The 15807-nt window shown below is 60.2% G+C and carries 10 protein-coding genes; 8 read left to right on the top strand and 2 right to left on the bottom strand.

The annotated features are described in order from the left end of the window. Positions 1-465: 465 nt before the first annotated feature. From D1Y84_RS07860 to D1Y84_RS07870, 3 genes are all read left to right on the top strand, one after another. Positions 466-2949 carry a hypothetical protein gene (locus D1Y84_RS07860; RefSeq protein WP_124848021.1) on the top strand — a complete coding sequence of 828 codons (2484 nt, stop codon included), beginning with the start codon at positions 466-468 and terminating at the stop codon, positions 2947-2949. 117 nt (positions 2950-3066) lie between these two features. After that, positions 3067-4332: a flippase gene (locus D1Y84_RS07865; protein WP_124848022.1), complete on the top strand. Its 1266-nt coding sequence runs from the start codon at positions 3067-3069 to the stop codon at positions 4330-4332. A gap of 8 nt (positions 4333-4340) precedes the next feature. Then, entirely contained in the window at positions 4341-5204 is an 864-nt protein-coding gene (locus D1Y84_RS07870; RefSeq protein WP_158615377.1) for a glycosyltransferase family 2 protein, read from the top strand. Here the strand turns inward: D1Y84_RS07870 and D1Y84_RS07875 are convergent. Both D1Y84_RS07875 and D1Y84_RS07880 read right to left on the bottom strand, forming a co-directional pair. Continuing rightward, positions 5165-6307 (bottom strand): glycosyltransferase, encoded by a 1143-nt coding sequence (locus D1Y84_RS07875; RefSeq protein ID WP_124848024.1) that lies wholly within the window; start codon positions 6305-6307, stop codon positions 5165-5167. The two genes, D1Y84_RS07870 and D1Y84_RS07875, sit on opposite strands and share 40 nt — an antisense overlap. Further along, positions 6304-7383, bottom strand: a complete 1080-nt coding sequence (locus D1Y84_RS07880; protein ID WP_124848025.1) for a glycosyltransferase family 4 protein — start codon at positions 7381-7383, stop codon at positions 6304-6306. The genes D1Y84_RS07875 and D1Y84_RS07880 overlap by 4 nt, the downstream gene beginning before the upstream one ends. A 205-nt stretch (positions 7384-7588) precedes the next feature. Here D1Y84_RS07880 and D1Y84_RS07885 point away from each other — a divergent pair, with 205 nt between their 5' ends. From D1Y84_RS07885 to D1Y84_RS07905, 5 genes are all read left to right on the top strand, one after another. After that, the gene (locus tag D1Y84_RS07885; RefSeq protein ID WP_124848026.1) at positions 7589-9367 is read left to right on the top strand and encodes a hypothetical protein; all 1779 of its coding nucleotides are present in this window, start codon (positions 7589-7591) and stop codon (positions 9365-9367) included. Positions 9368-9516: 149 nt separating this feature from the next. Further along, entirely contained in the window at positions 9517-11691 is a 2175-nt protein-coding gene (locus D1Y84_RS07890) for a polysaccharide biosynthesis tyrosine autokinase (RefSeq protein WP_124848027.1), read from the top strand. Positions 11692-11703: 12 nt separating this feature from the next. Next, positions 11704-12612 (top strand): polysaccharide biosynthesis/export family protein, encoded by a 909-nt coding sequence (locus D1Y84_RS07895; RefSeq protein ID WP_124848028.1) that lies wholly within the window; start codon positions 11704-11706, stop codon positions 12610-12612. Positions 12613-12662: 50 nt separating this feature from the next. Next, positions 12663-13979 carry an O-antigen ligase gene (locus tag D1Y84_RS07900; RefSeq protein ID WP_158615378.1) on the top strand — a complete coding sequence of 439 codons (1317 nt, stop codon included), beginning with the start codon at positions 12663-12665 and terminating at the stop codon, positions 13977-13979. 581 nt (positions 13980-14560) lie between these two features. After that, positions 14561-15346, top strand: coding sequence for a WecB/TagA/CpsF family glycosyltransferase (locus D1Y84_RS07905; protein ID WP_124848030.1), 786 nt, complete (start codon positions 14561-14563; stop codon positions 15344-15346). The last annotated feature ends 461 nt before the right edge of the window (positions 15347-15807 follow it).

A 15807-nucleotide genomic window follows, 5' to 3' on the forward strand; every position in this document is an offset into this window, starting at 1 on the left:
GGTAACTCGGTGCAGCCTTCGGCTGTGTAGTTAGCCACCCTTTCTGCTGCGCTTATCTGCGATCTTACGCTCAACAGCTAACACACAAGTGTAAGTGCTCGGGATTGTAGTTACCCCGGCGTTCCTCAGCGGCCGCAAACGCTTGCCCGCGTTTCGTGCGGGTTCAAGACTCGTATCAGCCGTCCATCGTCCGATGAGCCCTATGCGCATGGCGCAGGCTAACTAACCGGAATGAGGAACAAGTTGAAAAAAACCAGCCGAACCCATCGCGCCCTTGCAGGTGCGGGTATTTTCTGCCTAGCTGTGGTAAGTGCCGCGCTTTGTAATCTGCCCGCTGAAGCTCAAACTGCGCCGGCTTCATCGACTGTCTCAGTGACAGCAAAAAGCATCACCCTCAAATACACATCTAACTCAGAGACAGCCACTTACGTGTGGAGCGCTCCGGCTGCGGGATCTGCAAACTCCATGGGTTCCCTCCAGATGACAGATTCGGCAGGTGCGATCGCTGGCAGCCAGATACCGCTGTCGAGCTTTATTTACTCTCCTGTAGGCGCACTTACTCTGCAGTCCGCTGGTGTGCAGGGTGCTTCGGCCATGCTTCTCACCTACAGTTCCCCGGCGGGCACACTTCACGTCACGCTGGCGCCTTTCTTGGACGGAGCAATTGCCTCTGTAAAAATTACCGCGGATGCTCCCATTATTTCGTCGATCGGCTTGAGCCAGTGGCCAGCTTCGCTCGGCGGCCGCGACATATCCATCCCTTACTACTCACAGGCAGTCCGCTATGTCGATTCTTCCAACCTGTTCGTGAATGTTTTCCTCGATCCCTTTGTTTCCAATGCCACGACCTTCTGGGAAAATTCCGCCTCTTATGTCGCGACCACGACAGGAAGCATGAACAAGGTGCAGGAGACGCTGAAGTTCGCCGTCTCGACCAACATCATGAACGTGCTGCCCTATCCGGAACATCCTGCTTCGCCATACATGTCGCAGATGGCAGGCCGCCTGGTTCTTGATGTGCAGGATGGCCAGTTTGCCGATATAGCCTCCTCTCTGCAGCAACTCGCGGACTATGGTGTCTCTGATTGCGCGGCGATTGTGCACGTGTGGCAGCGTTATGGATACGACAACGAACTGCCTGCGCACTACTCTGCTAACCCGACCATGGGCGGCGACGCCAGCATGAAGACCGTGGGCGCAGCCGCAGGACAGGCCCCTTGCCTGTTTGCGCTACACCAGAACTACGCCGACTATTACCCGAACTACCCTGCGTATACAGCGGCCGCCACCGCGCTACAGGCAGATGGATCCCAGATCGAAGGCTGGCTCAATCCGACCACCAACGTCCAGGCCTTCGTCACCAAGCCCAACCTGTTTGTCACCAATGCGGCAACGCAATCGCCAACGATCCACCAGGCATACGCGACCACTGCCGGCTTCATCGATGTCAACTCGTCAGCCACCCCCTGGTGGCGGGTCGACATGGACGGCTCCGCGCCGGGCGCCGGCATGTTCGGTACCTACCGGGATGCCTCAACGGCGCTCTGGGCCTATGAGCGCCAGGTCGAGAACGGACCTATCTTCGGAGAGGGCAACAACCACTGGTTCTGGAGCGGGCTGCTCGACGGTGTGGAAGCACAGTTTGGTTCGGAAAGCACGCCGATCACTGACGGCATGCAGGCGCCACTCTTCGTCGATTTCGATCTCACCCGCATTCATCCATTACAGGTGAACTTCGGCATGGGCTTCTACGAGCGGTGGATGGCGAATGGTGCCACACTGAACTCCACGGCCGCAATGGATGCCTATCGCATGCAGGAGATCGTTTTCGGACACGCGCCGTTTCTTAGCGATGCTCTGTGGTCTTCCGTTCCACGGGCGCTGCTTGAGCAGGGACTCGTCTCACCCATCGCCGCGCGGGAGGCGCTGCAGACAGCAACCAAGATCAGCTATGACGTGCAGGGTGCCTGGGTCGATGCGAGTGCGGCTGCGAAAGCCAACGACTTCTCGATCGTGCAGGTGCAGTATGCAAATGGAGACACCTTTGTCGCGAACAGCAAGGCAGCGCCGCTGAACGTGCAAGGGATCACCGTGCCCCAGTATGGATGGATCGGCTATGGCAGTAACTTTGTCGCAGGCTCTGCCCTGCTTGGCGGCATGATGCTTGATCTTGCGCGAACCGATCACTCGATCTACGCGAACGCCCGGAACCAGGCAGATCTCCTCTCAGAGGGTACTCTGGCGGCGCCGGAGGTGGTTGTGCTCGCGCAGGCAGGCGCAAGGGCAATCCGCTTTCAGCTTGCCTGGAACTCATACACGCCCGACCCGAATGACAGCTACCAATCGTTTATTCACTTTGTGAACGCCAGCACAACAGCGACCAACGCCGGCATCGTTGCAGCGACAAGTGACACGCTTGCTGTACCTTCCACAAGCTGGACTGTGGGCCAACGGGTCGTCGACGGAGTGCAGCAGTATACGTTGCCCGCCTCCATGCCAGACGGTGTGTATTCAGTCCGGGTTGGCTTGTACGACACTACTGGCCGGGCCAATCTGTACGGCAACAATGACGGAACGGGCCGCTACATCGTCGGCAACATGACGGTCGCGAACTCGGGTGCAACAATCACCTTCAGTCCAACACCCGTGGCTGTCCCCAATACAGACTCGCGAATGAACACAGGACAAGTAGCCGACTTTGGCGTCGTCCGCACAGATGGAATGCTTTCGATTCAGCTTGAGCAGAGCGGTGCCAACGCAGGTCGCTTCACGATGCGGACCTATCCCCGTTACAGGGATGTGGTCACACAGGTGTCGAAGCAGCTTCTTGCGATGCCGACCCAGCTCTCGTGCGCAGACGGCAGCATTCTTCTACCGTCCGCGACCAGCGATGGTGCACACTGGCAGGTCGATCTAAGGGGCAAGAAGTACTGCACTTGGCATTACTAAAGCTGCAACTTGAAGGCGTTGTTACAAACCGGACAGCCCCTCCAAACATCCCCCAAAGCAACAAAGAGGGGTCGAATCTTGGAGGGGCAGCGGTTTTCCGATAGCATCGGGGCACGCATGAAGTTAAGCTTGCCCGGTCGACTGCAACAGCCACTTACTACGCTCAGGCAAAGTTCCCTCGCGCGAAATGCAGGATGGATGCTTGCAGGGCAAGGGCTGAATGTCGTCTTCCAGGCCGCATACTTCATCCTGCTGGCGCGCCTGCTCGGCACAGTCGAGTACGGGATTTACGCGGGCGCGATCGCACTCGTCACAATCCTCGGAAATTTCAGCTCGCTTGGCTCCGGCACTCTGTTTGTGCGCTACGTCACCGCGGACCGTAAGAACTTCTCGGTCTATTGGGGCAACATCCTCCTTTCGACCTTTCTGCTGAGCGGCTTTGTGATTCTCGGCTTGAAGTTCTTCGCGTCGCACTTCGTCAGCAGCAGCAGCGCATCGATCATCGTAGTCGTGGCGATCGGCGAGTGCTTTTGCCGCCAGCTTGCCTACGCCTGCGGGCAGGTCTTTCAGACCTACGAAAAACTCAAGATCACCGCTCTCCTGAATCTGCTTACGAGCTTCCTGCGGCTGCTCGCGTCAGGAGCCCTCCTGCTGGCGCTTCATCATGCGACAGCCCGGCAATGGGCCGCGGCGTCGTTGATCGTTTCACTCCTTGTGAGCGCAAGTGCCGTGTTCCTGGTGCAGCGCTCCTTCGGCAGACCGACTTTCTCGTTGCGTCTCGCCCGGCAGCGCGCGACAGAGGGCTTCGGGTTTTCCTTCTCAGGCTCCGCCGCTTCCGTCTTCAACGATGTCGATAAGACCATGCTGAGTCATCACCACATGGACGCGGCAAACGGCATATACACGGTGGCATACCGCGTCGTCGACATCGGCACCATGCCGGTCTACAGTCTGTTTTCTGCTGCTTTTCCGCGCTTTTTTGCCAGCGGCGATAACCCGGCGGCGGCTCGCACGTATGCAGAGCGCCTTGTAAAGCGATCGGTCCTGATGGCGCTGGTCCTTGCGGCAGGCATGTTTCTGTTGGCGCCGGTGCTCCCTGTGCTGGCAGGCAAGGGCTTCGCCGAGAGTGTCAGTGCGCTCCGTTGGCTGTGCCTTATTCCGATGTTCCGCAGCCTGCACCTGAGTGCTGGAAGCGCCCTGACCGGCTCCGGGTTGCAGCGATACCGCACAGGCAGTGACGTGTTTGTGGCGCTGCTGAACGTGGGCTTGAATCTGTACCTGATCCCCCGGTATGGATGGCACGGCGCGGCGTTTGCCAGTCTTGCATCTGACGGGACGCTCGGTATATTGAACTGGACGCTGCTGGCTGTACTTTCACGATGAGGACCAAAATGGCTAAATTCTCGCTGATACTGGCTACCTACGATCGAGTCCATACGCTGCCTGAGCTCTTCGAGAGCGTCGTGGCGCAGACGGGCGAAGACGTCGAATGTATCGTCATTGATCAAAATCAGGATGACCGCTTGCAGGCCGTCGTGGATGTCTGGCGCCCTCGCCTCGACATCCGTGTGGTTCGCGCAACCCCCCAGCTCTCCAAGGCGCGCAACCTGGGCATGGCCGCAGCCAAGGGAGACATCCTGGTCTTTCCAGATGATGATTGCTGGTACTCGCCGGGGCTGTTCAAGCAGATCCGCGAGTTCTTTGAGCAACACCCGCAGTATGGATTCCTCGGTGCCGGTGTGACCGACAAGGAGGGGATCCCGAGCGGAAATCGCTGGATCCAGGCCGAGTGCGAAATCGCGCCGGTCAACGTCTTTCGTACGTCTGCCACCCACACGCTCTTCTTCCGAAACACCCCTGCCCTGGCGGCCATCCGGTTTGACGAGCGCATCGGTCCAAACTCAGGCACTCCCTTCGCATGCGGAGAAGACACGGACTACGTCTTGCAGGCAATGCATGCAGGCATCCGGGGCTACTTCAAGAGGGCGTTTCTCGTGCACCACGCACGCAGGGACATGCTCAGTGGGAATGTGGGCGAAGATCGCGCCGTGGGCTATGGCCGCGGCATGGGTCACGTCATGCGCAAGCACAAGATGCGTGCGCTCTGGGCCATGTTCCTGCTGTACGACGTCGCGCGTGCGGCGATCTGCCGTCTCACCAACAGGGGCAACGCAGCCGCCCTTTGCCTGGCACATGCGAGGGGCGTAAAAGAAGGCTACATGGCAGGGTATCCGGTGCCGGAAGCCGCATCGTAGACCGATTCCAGCTCCGCATTCTGTCGCCGCAGGTCAAACGATGCGCGAACCCACTCCACAGCCGCGGCGCTGGCGCTGGACCACGCCGCGTCGTCTCCCAGGTACAGGAGGAGCGCTTTGGCCAGCCCGGCCTCATCCTTCTCCGGCACGAGCACGCCGGTGCGGCCATCTTGCACAATCTCGGGAATCCCGGCATGAAAGGTACTCACCACCGGGGTACCGACCGCATGCGCCTCGACCAGCACGGTGGGCAGGCCTTCGCTTAAACCATCCTGCCCGGTTACGCTGGGCGCGCAAACCACCCGGCTGCGCTGCAGCCACTGCTTCACCACGGGAGCAGGCTGGCTCCCGTGGAACTCACACTCGACGCCAAGCTGTTGCTGAAGAGCTCGCAGCGACCCCATCAGTGGGCCATCGCCGAGCAGCACAAGCCGCGTCTGCGGACGAGTCGTCTGCACAATGCGCATGGCGCGCAGCAGGTAGGCGATTCCCTTCTTTTCAACAAAGCGCCCGACAAAAAGAACCACGTCCCGTTCCCGCGGCTCAGCCGACGGCACAAAGAAGTCCAGGTCGACGCCGATGTAATGCACGCGGCACTTGGCTGCCGGAAAGCCACCAGCAAGCGCCTTGCGTCGAATAAAGTCTGACACGCAGAGAAAAACGGCGGCCCGCTTCTGCAGCTCGGCGCGGTGCGCCAGGAATTCCAGGCCGCGTAGCTCACGGCGAAGCTTCTGGTCGGGCTGCGTCTCGATGCCGCCATGCAGCGTAACCACCAGCGGCAGGCGAGTCGCACGCTGTAGCGGCAGCGCCAGCCCGGCATCTTCCGCGAAGTGAGAGTGCAGCACGGATGCTTTAACCGCCTGCGCCTCGCGGTGAAACGCCGGAGCGACGCCGGTCAGCTTGTAAATTTCCTTGCGAAACCTTGATTGCGCGGATCGGTCCTTCGTCAGCAGAATAGGAGCGGGATGTACCGGGAGAGAGGGCGAGTAGGGCGCGAGCCCGATGTGCCTGGGTAGGTATCGCTCCAGGTGGCTGGTCTGGGCCTGGATGAAAGTCTGCGTGGCTGGCAGCACATTATTTGTAAAGATCAGGGCTGTCTTCACGCCGTTCCTTTCACGCCAAAGAGCTGGCGGTATGCCTGCCTGGCTTTTTCCGCGCCAAACTCTTCCTCCACAAGCGCATGGGCAAGTCGTGCTCTTGCCTGGCGGGTCGAAAGATCGCGCAACTGCTCGATCTTCTCTCCGAGGTCTCCGGCGTCGCCACTCCGGAAAAGCGCACCGGCGCTTCCCCCTGCGCTGATCTCCGCATGCACAGGCAGGTCACTGAGCAGAACCGGCAGGCTGTAGGCCATGGCCTCCAGGGGGCTCAATGGCAAACCTTCCGGGCCAAGCGACGGCATCACCAGCAGGTCGGCCGCGCGAAAGAACGGAGCCGGCACCGCCTGGAAGCCGACGAACTGCACCGGCATGCCGGCAGCAAGCTGTTCCAGTTCCGCCTGGGCCGGTCCGCCACCCACCACCGTCAATTCCACATCGTGGAGTCGCTTCATCGCTTCCAGTATCAGGTGGACGCCCTTGTAGCGCTCCAGGCGTCCGACGTAGAGCAGGCGCAGCGTCCGGCCGTCCTGTTCGGGCAGGTGCATGCGCGGGATCTGGGCCACCCAGTTCCGGATCACGGTGATGATGCGCGCCGGCAGATAGGGCGCCACATCCTGTTTGACAGTTTCAGAAACACACACCACGCGCGATGCAAATCTGGAACAAACACGACAAAGCCACCTGGGATAAAACTTGTGCGGCTGCCGGTACCAGCGGTAAGCCTCGACATCAAACGTGCCGTGCCGGGTACAGATGACCCGTCTGCCAAGCAAACGCGCCCAGGGAGCAAAAATCGTGTCGAGGTAACCATTCAACTGGAGCGTGTCGATCCCGTAGTAGAGAAAAATCAGCGGGAGCAGCAGGGCAGTGACGGGAAACCGAAGCGGTTTCGGAAGCTCGGGCATCGGCAGAACGTGCACGCCCATCGCTTTGAGTCTCCGGCGCAACTCTGGTTGCTGTGTCAGCACGTGGAGCTCCGCTCCGTCCTCCAGGAAGCCTGCCAGGCCCGTGAGGTAGTGCTCAACGCCGCCAAATGTTCCGCCGAGACTCACTATCAGGATGCGGGGACTCTGATGAACCACGAAGTTCCCTTTCGCTGTCTTGCTGCTGCTCTTGGCTGATCTGAGTTACAAAAACGGCCACACTGAAGCATCACCATAACATCTGGAGCGCCCGGCGCTGGCGCTTTCTACCGCTCGAGACTTAGCCGATGCAGAATGCCGCATTCCATCGGATCTAACACCCCGGGCAATGGGGTCCCACTTTAAATGTTGCAGAATATTGAGCATGGCGCTCGTAATCCAGAAAGCCGCGCGGAGGCGACGCAAGGTTTATCCAGCGACCCTGCTGAAACTCTGCGCCGGATTGTTCTTGCTCATGCTTGCCCGCGAAAGCATTGCCGTGCAAATGCCGCAGACCATCAGCAAGCAGGACGACCCCGCCATCTTTCACGTCGGCGACTACAGGGCTGTCTCTCCGCGTATCACGCAGGCAGATGCAGCCTTTCGAGCAGCCTCATCCTGGGTTGCGACACACGGGCAAGGCGCAATCCTCGACCTGGGCTCGCGACGGTGGGAGGTATGCAACGATGGCGCGGGCTGGGTACTGCCGCAGGCGCCGGATCATCAAGGGGGCTTGAGCATCGCGGGGTCCGACGTGCAGGACGCTCAGTTGGTTCTCAGCTGCGCGGTGCATCGCGCGCATGGTCCCGAAACACTCGTCGGTGAACTCTCCCAGGCATTTCTCTGGCAGCCCACGCTCCGGCCTGCGCTTCTCAACACCTACCGCATGCACGATTTCACCCTCGAGATGCAGGGGAATGCCCAGGCCTGCATGGACATGCTTGGACTCGTCTACGTCGCAAGCTTTACCAACATCACGTGCAGCGGCGCTGCTGGCCCTGACCACGGCATCCGCTTTGGCGACCACCTGCATCCGGCAGAGGCCTGGTCCTTCCAGACTTTTCTCACCAACCTGGAGACTACCCCCGGGGCAGCACAGGGAGCAGGCGCCAGGGTTCGCGCCGACGTCTCGAACGGCAGTGTGCAACTTGAGATTGAAGACGGCGGCACTGGCTACTCGCACGCAACACGCGCTTGGCTGATTGGCTATGGCGTCCACTCTGAGCCGTGTGCTGTGACCCCGCCGCTTGCTGCCACCATTCAGAACGCAAGCGGGCAGACTGGTCCCGATGCGCGCGGACGCATCACCGCCATACGCGCAGAAGGAGTGGCGCAGGGTTGCAAAGGGCCTGCCTGGGTTGCGGTGTATGACCCCGTGTACCCCGTTCGCTACGGCATCCTGCTCGATAACTGGACCGATTCCACCGCCTACGATCTGCAACCCGACAGCGGGTATGCCGCGGCCCTGTGGCTCAATTCCTCCAGCGACGTGATGGTTCACACGCACCCTTGTTGCGGTATGCCTCTGGAGATTCGCGACTCCGGCACCAACACCTGGCTCGGCACTGAGCTGGATAGCCCTGCACATTACGGCTTTGTGTTTGACCGGGCAGCGTCGCCATCTCTTTTCGGTACCAACTTTTTCTGGAACACGTTGCTCCCCGGCAGCTCCGGCTATCTGCTTGGACCAGACGTGAAGTACGCCACGTTCTCCGGCGGCAACTGCACCAACCTGCAGGACGCAGGCGGCTATCATCAACTCGTTCTGCCGGAAGGTCCGATCGATGCCGGCACCTCCACGCCGTATGGCGTCTCGCTTTACGGCGAACGCCCATGTGTGTCCGGCGCCACAGGAACCGACCTGGTGGCAAGACCGCAACCAGCCACTCGGCAGGAAACCGGCTCTGCCCGGTACACGTTCGCCATCTCGGGTCGCGAGTCCAGGGTCGCTCCAGGTGCCTGCCTGGTTCTGCAGCGAAAGCTCACCCGGCCCGCACAAAACGTTTCTGTGCAGATCACTGCGGAAGGCGACCCGGGCGACAGCTTCACATGGGACGCTTACTTGACCGGAAATGAAACAGTGGCGCTGCGGCTCTGCAACCGCGGAACCGTCCCGGCAGCAGCACGCGCAGGCACTTTTCATGTGTACCTGATGTCACAGTAAGTATTCTGCGGCACCCTGGTTTCAGAAGTCTCATCGACACCTTGAAAAGGGTTGCCCATGGTAAGGTCTGTTAAATTGATACTTCGTAGCCACAGCACAGATTCCGGGCGCTTTGTAATGGAATCTACACTTAACATAAGGATACGTGCTTGTCACAAGGGATAGCTCCGCATGCTCAAGGCACGCTAACGCTGCTTGATATCTGGCTTGTACTCAAGCGTCGGGCACGTCTCATCTTCGGTATCTTTTTTGGCCTCATCGTCCTTTCTCTTCTGTTCTGCCTTATAAGCCCTCGCTACTATCAGGCGACCAGCCAGGTGCAGGTCCAGAAGCAGAGCGCGGATGCGCTCAATCTCGACAACCTCGCTGGTGGCGCGGTCACCGGTTCGGATGCTCTTGAGAGCGGCGTCGACATCCAGACGCAGGCAAACATATTGCAGTCCGAAACACTTGCGCTGCAGGTGATCCGCGCGCTCGATCTCGAGCACACGCCGGAATACAGGATGGCTGGTATCCCGCCAAAAGGCAGCGGACCTTCCATCGAAACCTCGCCTGCGCGGACTGCCCACGCCATCGCCGTGTTTCGCCGCAACCTGGCGGTGCTGCCGATCGTTGGCACAAAACTCGTCAACGTGAGCTATGTCGATCGCGATCCGGCTCGGGCAGCCGCGGTCGTCAATCTGCTGGTGCAGGACCTGATCGAGTACACCTTTCAGAACCGCTATCAGGCAACGGCCGCTACCTCGGCCTGGCTCAGCGATCAACTGGCAGACTTGCGAAAGCAGAATGAAGAACTGCAGGCCAAGGTCGTCGCCATGCAAAAGCAGACCGGTATCTTCTCCACCGGCGACGTGGATGCGCAAGGCAAGGGACAAAGCTACAGCTCCACTCTCGACCAGTTGCAACAATCCACCACCGCCCTCGCGCAGGCTCAGTCAAACCGCGTACTCAAGGGCGCAATCAACGACGTCGTGCAGAGTGGCGACCCCGAGGCCATCTCCAACCTGAGCGGCACCACCATGGCGAATGCTTCGCCAGGAGTTGCGAATTCGCTCTCGCTGCTTCAGGGTCTGCGCTCGGAAGAGTCGGCCACGGAGCAGGCGCTGGGAAAAGCGCGCAGCGAGTACGGCCCGCAGTACCCCGACCTGATCGCGCTTGAGGCATCCCTCAAGTCCATCCGGCAGTCCATTCAATCCGAGACAGCACGCATCGCGCAACGCGCCGCGTCGGACTACCAGATCGCCAGGATTACTGAAGAGCAGACGCGTGCAAGTCACGAGGCTCTGCTGCGGTCGGCCAATACCCTCAACGATCGAACCATCGATTACGTGATCATCCGGCAGGAAGCAGAGCAGAGCCGCTCGCTGTATGAGGATCTTCTTCGCAGGCTCAAGGAAGCGGGCATCCTCGAAGGGATGCACTCGTCGAACATCACGGTCGTTGACAAGGCGCGGACGCCAGCCGTTCCATCCAAGCCCAAACGCTCCATCATCGTGGCGGGCGCTGCCGGGGCCGGTCTCGTTCTTGGCTGCCTTCTTGCCTTCGTTCTTGAAGGCTTTGACGACAGTGTTCAGACTGCGTCCAATCTGGAACAGCTCGTCGACGTTCCGCTCCTGGCAAGCCTCCCGCGCTTGCAGGGCTATGCCCGGGCATCAACTGGTGAAGGCACGGTCGAGACCCTCGCGAACCCAAAGGGCCCCTATTCCGAGGCCATCCGCCTCCTGCGCTCTGCCCTGCTGCTTGCTCATAGCGGCAAGCCTCCCCAGGTAATTGCCCTTTCCAGTGCCAGCACCGGCGAAGGCAAGACCACGGTAGCGCTCAACCTTGCCGCCGCGTTCGCTCAACAAGGGCGCAAGGTGCTTGTGGTCGAGGCTGACATGCGACGGCCGGTGCACGGCAAGCGCTTCGGCCTGGATGGAGCAGAAGGCCTTTCCACCATGTTGGCCGACCAGGCTGCTCCGAGCGCCATCCGTGCTTTCCCGCTCAACGCACAAATCGACGTTCTGCCAGCCGGCCCCATCCCTCCGTTCCCCGCCGACCTGCTTGAGTCCGTACGCATGGAACAACTGCTGCACGAATGGCGGCAGCGCTACGAGGTCATTCTGCTGGACGGCTCCCCGGCCATCCCGGTCGTCGATGCTCTGGTGCTTGCCCGTCTGGCAGACTTCTCACTCTTTGTCGTTCGCAGCGGTTTCGGTCGTCGCCGCACAATACGGCTTGCCATCAGGCTCCTCACCACGACCTCGCCGACGCGGCTTGGCTTGGTTTTGAATGGCGTACCAGGAAAGCCGGATAGCTATTACAGTACCCAGACGCAGGGTTAGGGACGTATATCGATGAAAGTGAATAAGAGCCTTGTCGCTTTGTTTCTGGTGACGCTCCTTGCATCCGCGTCGCCATTGCTTTCCGCGCAGCAGCCGGATCCTGCTTCTTTGCTGATCGGGCCGGGCGACGAGTTGCACATCCTGGTCTTTCAGAAGCCGGAGCTTGAGCAGCATGTACGCGTCACCAACGCCGGGACTATCCCCGCGCTTCTCGCCGGCACGGTGTCCGTCCAGGGACTGACGCCGGGCGAGGCCGCCTCCTTGATTGAGACGCGCCTGCTGACGGGCGGCTTCCTCTTGCACCCGCATGTCACGGTGGCGGTGGACCAGTTTGCAACGCAGAGCATCTTTGTCCTGGGCCAGGTCCACACTCCCATGGCGCTTGCCTCCCCGGTACCGCGTACCGTCCCGGAGGTGCTTGCTCAGGCTGGCGGGCTCACCGAAGTCGCGTCCTCCCGGATCACCATCCAGCGCCATGCGGGGGGAGCCCTGCTTACCTACCAGAACACGAACGATGCTGAGAAAGCCCTGAACCAGAACATCCTGGTATATCCAGGAGACACCGTCTTCGTCGCGCGGGCTGCGCTGGTCTACGTGCTTGGCGACGTGGACAAGCCGGGAGCCTATGCCATGACGGACAATCATGGAACGCTGACCGCGCTTGAGGCGCTGACCTTTGCAGGTGGCGCTCACCCCACCGCTTCCCCTGCCCACACAACCCTGGTGCGCAAAACCGCCGACGGCCAGCACTCCACCACGCTGATCTCTCTGGACGCGATGCGCAAGGGCAAGGAGCCTGACATCCCGCTCGAATCGGATGACATCCTCTATGTGCCTTTCAGCAACTGGCGCAATGTCGCTGTCGGCCTTCCAGGCATTCTTGCCCAGGCTGGTTCGGCAGCCATCTACGCGGTGCACTAATGGCCTCCGCGCCACTGTCGCAAGCCGCGTTTGAGGATCCTTCCTCCCTCGTGGACGCGACGCCGATCAGCGCCCCGCGCAAGGCGCTTTCCAGCTACGCCCTCACGTACCTTGTCCTGTTCGGGCTGCTCTTCCTTGCTGTCAGCGGCGGTTTCTCCTTTGACACGCCCGGGGTGAAAACCGACGCAGGCTTCGCGCCGGATGAACGGAATCTCGAGATTGTTCGCACCCAGGGCGACGATCTTCGCCGCATCATCGAAACCGTGCTGTTCCTTCCCGCCCTGCTCTACCTCATCTATCGCAACAAGGACAAGGTAATCGCGGGCTCGCGCGACATGAAGATCTTCCTGGCGATGCCAGTACTTGCGATCGCCTCTACTCTCTGGTCGCAGATGCCGGTGCAGACCTTCCGCAGCGGCATATACCTCCTCATCAACACCCTTTTCGCGATCTATTTCGTCGCAGTCTATGATCCGGACGAGCAGATGGAGATACTTGTCCTGCTCGGCCGCTTCTTCCTCGTCGCCAATATCCTCTTCTCGCTTCTGGTCCCCAAGTACGGCATCGAGCGCGAGATCAGCGGCATCGTTACGTGGCAAGGCATCTGCCTGCATAAAAACATCTGCGCCTATGCAACCGTGTTTCTGGCAGCCCCGGTCTTCTTCCAGAAACTACGTGGCACGCTCGACACCTTGGGGCGCATCGTCTACGTCGCTTTGAGCCTGTTCGTGGTCTACATGACAGAATCCCGTACAGGCTGGATTCTCTGCGGCGCCTTCTGCGCCCTGCTGGCCTTCTTCTGGTTGCAGCGCAAGTTTCGTTCCTATGACGCGCTGGCGCTTCTGCTTACGATTGTGGTGGTGGGCAGTCTGGCGGCGTGGTCCGTGTATGGCTTGCTTCCGATTTTTTTCGTTGCCATCGGCAAAGACCCGACACTCTCAGGCCGTACGGATATATGGCAGGCTGTGTTCCGTTCTGTAATGAAAAAGCCCCTGCTTGGTTGGGGTTATCACGGTTTCTGGACAGGTCTTACGGGTGAGTCCGGGGTCATCGCAGCAGAGGTTCTTTGGAATCCCGGCTTTGCCCATAGCGGTTACTTGGAGACGTGGCTGGATGTCGGCGCGGTCGGTCTCGGCATGGCGCTCTACACATTGGTCCGCGGACTGTTACAGGGCGCGCGCTGCCTGCTCGATGGCGGTGCACCGTACATCGAGTGGTGCTTCACTACCTTGGTCCTTACGGTCATCATCAACATCGACGAAATCTCTCTTCTCGGCTCCCTGCAACTGGAATGGACGCTTTTCATCACTTCCTGCGCCTTGCTGCTCCGTGAAAACCGCAGGTTGAATGCGATGGCAGTCCGCTAGTTCGCCGCACTACCGGCCCGGCAGCACGCACGACTCCTGCTCCTGATCAAGGGCTTTCCCCGCACAAATGCCCAAGCCGCAGGCTTCGCATAGCGCGTGCGACCGCGCGAGCGACCAACAGCGCAGGCGATCGCTCCATGGAAGCTTCTCGGCCTGCTTCCAGTTCGGACTATCTGTAACTCTGGCTAACGGCCACACTCGCAGTAACCGATAGAGACAGCGACAGTAATGCGCGCGCCCCGCCATCTGGTTACCAGTGCAGGGCTAAAGGGAACCCCGGCTGTGCCAGGGGCAAATATTCACACGCAGCCGCGTTCAATGGTCCTTTTTACCTTGTTTGTACTTGCCTTCGAAAAAGCTCCCTGCTACTTTCGCCGTGCCTTAAACCCGGCAAAAAGATTACCCAGCTTTACAGAACATCATCTTGGGCGAGCGACGATGAAGCGCGCGCCTCCGGATCGATGCAGGTCCGCTTCCTCCATGAACGGGTGTACTGCACGAAATCGCTGGTTCACACGGGTGCTGCTGTTGCGGCTCCCGGTGTATGGACGCACCCTGAGCTCTGATGAAGGCGAACGCAAATGGAACGTGTTGCAATTGGGCATATCTCAGTGGATTCATATGCGAGCGACGCCTTAGTCGCCAGCCTTCTCGAGAAGGCCTTTACCTCGGAACGCACACACCTCGTTGCAACCATTAATGCGCAGTTCTATGTGCTCTCTTCCCGGGAAACACCTTTCCGCGAATGCTTGAGACGCGCTGAGTTTCTGTGCGCAGACGGCATCTCCATCGCGCTGGCGGCGCGCTGGCTTTCCAACCAGTCCATTCAGCGCACCCCCGGCGTCGACCTCATAGGTAGGCTCTGCAAAGCAGGAGCCGCGCAAGGACTACGCGTCTTCTTCCTCGGCGGCAAGCCCGGCTCTGCGGATGCCACGGCGCACATACTCAAGGCAGAGAATCCCGGGTTGCACGTCGCCGGTGTGTGCTGTCCCGCGTTCGGCTTCGAGCGCGATCCGGAACAACTGCAATCTGTACTGTCCGAGATCAAGGCTGCTCAGCCCCACATCGTCTTCGTCGGCCTGGGTGCTCCAAAGCAGGAACACTTTATCGACGAATACCTCCGCTTTCTCCGGGTTCCCGTTGCGGTGGGCGTAGGCGGGAGCTTTGAAATGCTGTCCGGCCAGCTTCGGCGCGCTCCTTTGTGGCTGCAGTCCATCGGGATGGAATGGTTCTTTCGCTTTGCCCAGGAACCCCGTCGTCTATGGCGTCGTTACTGCATCGGCAACGCCGAGTTCCTGTGGATCGTATGGGGGCACTACTGGCGCAGCCGGCGCTTGGAGACACAAGCCCAGATGCTGGAGCCGTAGTGTTGCCCAGGCAGGTTTAAGAGGGACAGTTAGCCTGCATATACCAAGCTTCCTAGCCTGCTGGTCAGCATCGACAGCGCTGAAGGGATGCCATGCAAGATCCTGTCAACAAAGTTCCCAATCCACTTTCAAGTCGACAAGTTGAATCGCTGGGCCCGGCCTCGATCCCAAGGCTGGGCTTGCTGCTCGCACTGCTGCTGGCCTGCTTTCTCTATCTCGGGCCCTGGTTTACCTACTGGTCTCTGCATAAGTGAGCGAGACTGCTGTGCTCCGCAAGCCGAACCAGGGCTCCATGCGGGACTGCTGGCGTTATCTGCCTTGCAGGCGCAACGCCCCCAGGGCTTGCGAGTCTGGCAGGTCGATAGCTCGGGCATCCCGGCATTGCAAAGAGATCGCAGCCGGAAGACCCAGTGCCCACCGCTGCCGCCGCCCGGGCTCAGCTCCCACCGCAAACCGGCAAC

The sequence above is a fragment of the Acidipila sp. EB88 genome (assembly GCF_003858395.1).
Lineage (GTDB): Bacteria > Acidobacteriota > Terriglobia > Terriglobales > Acidobacteriaceae > EB88.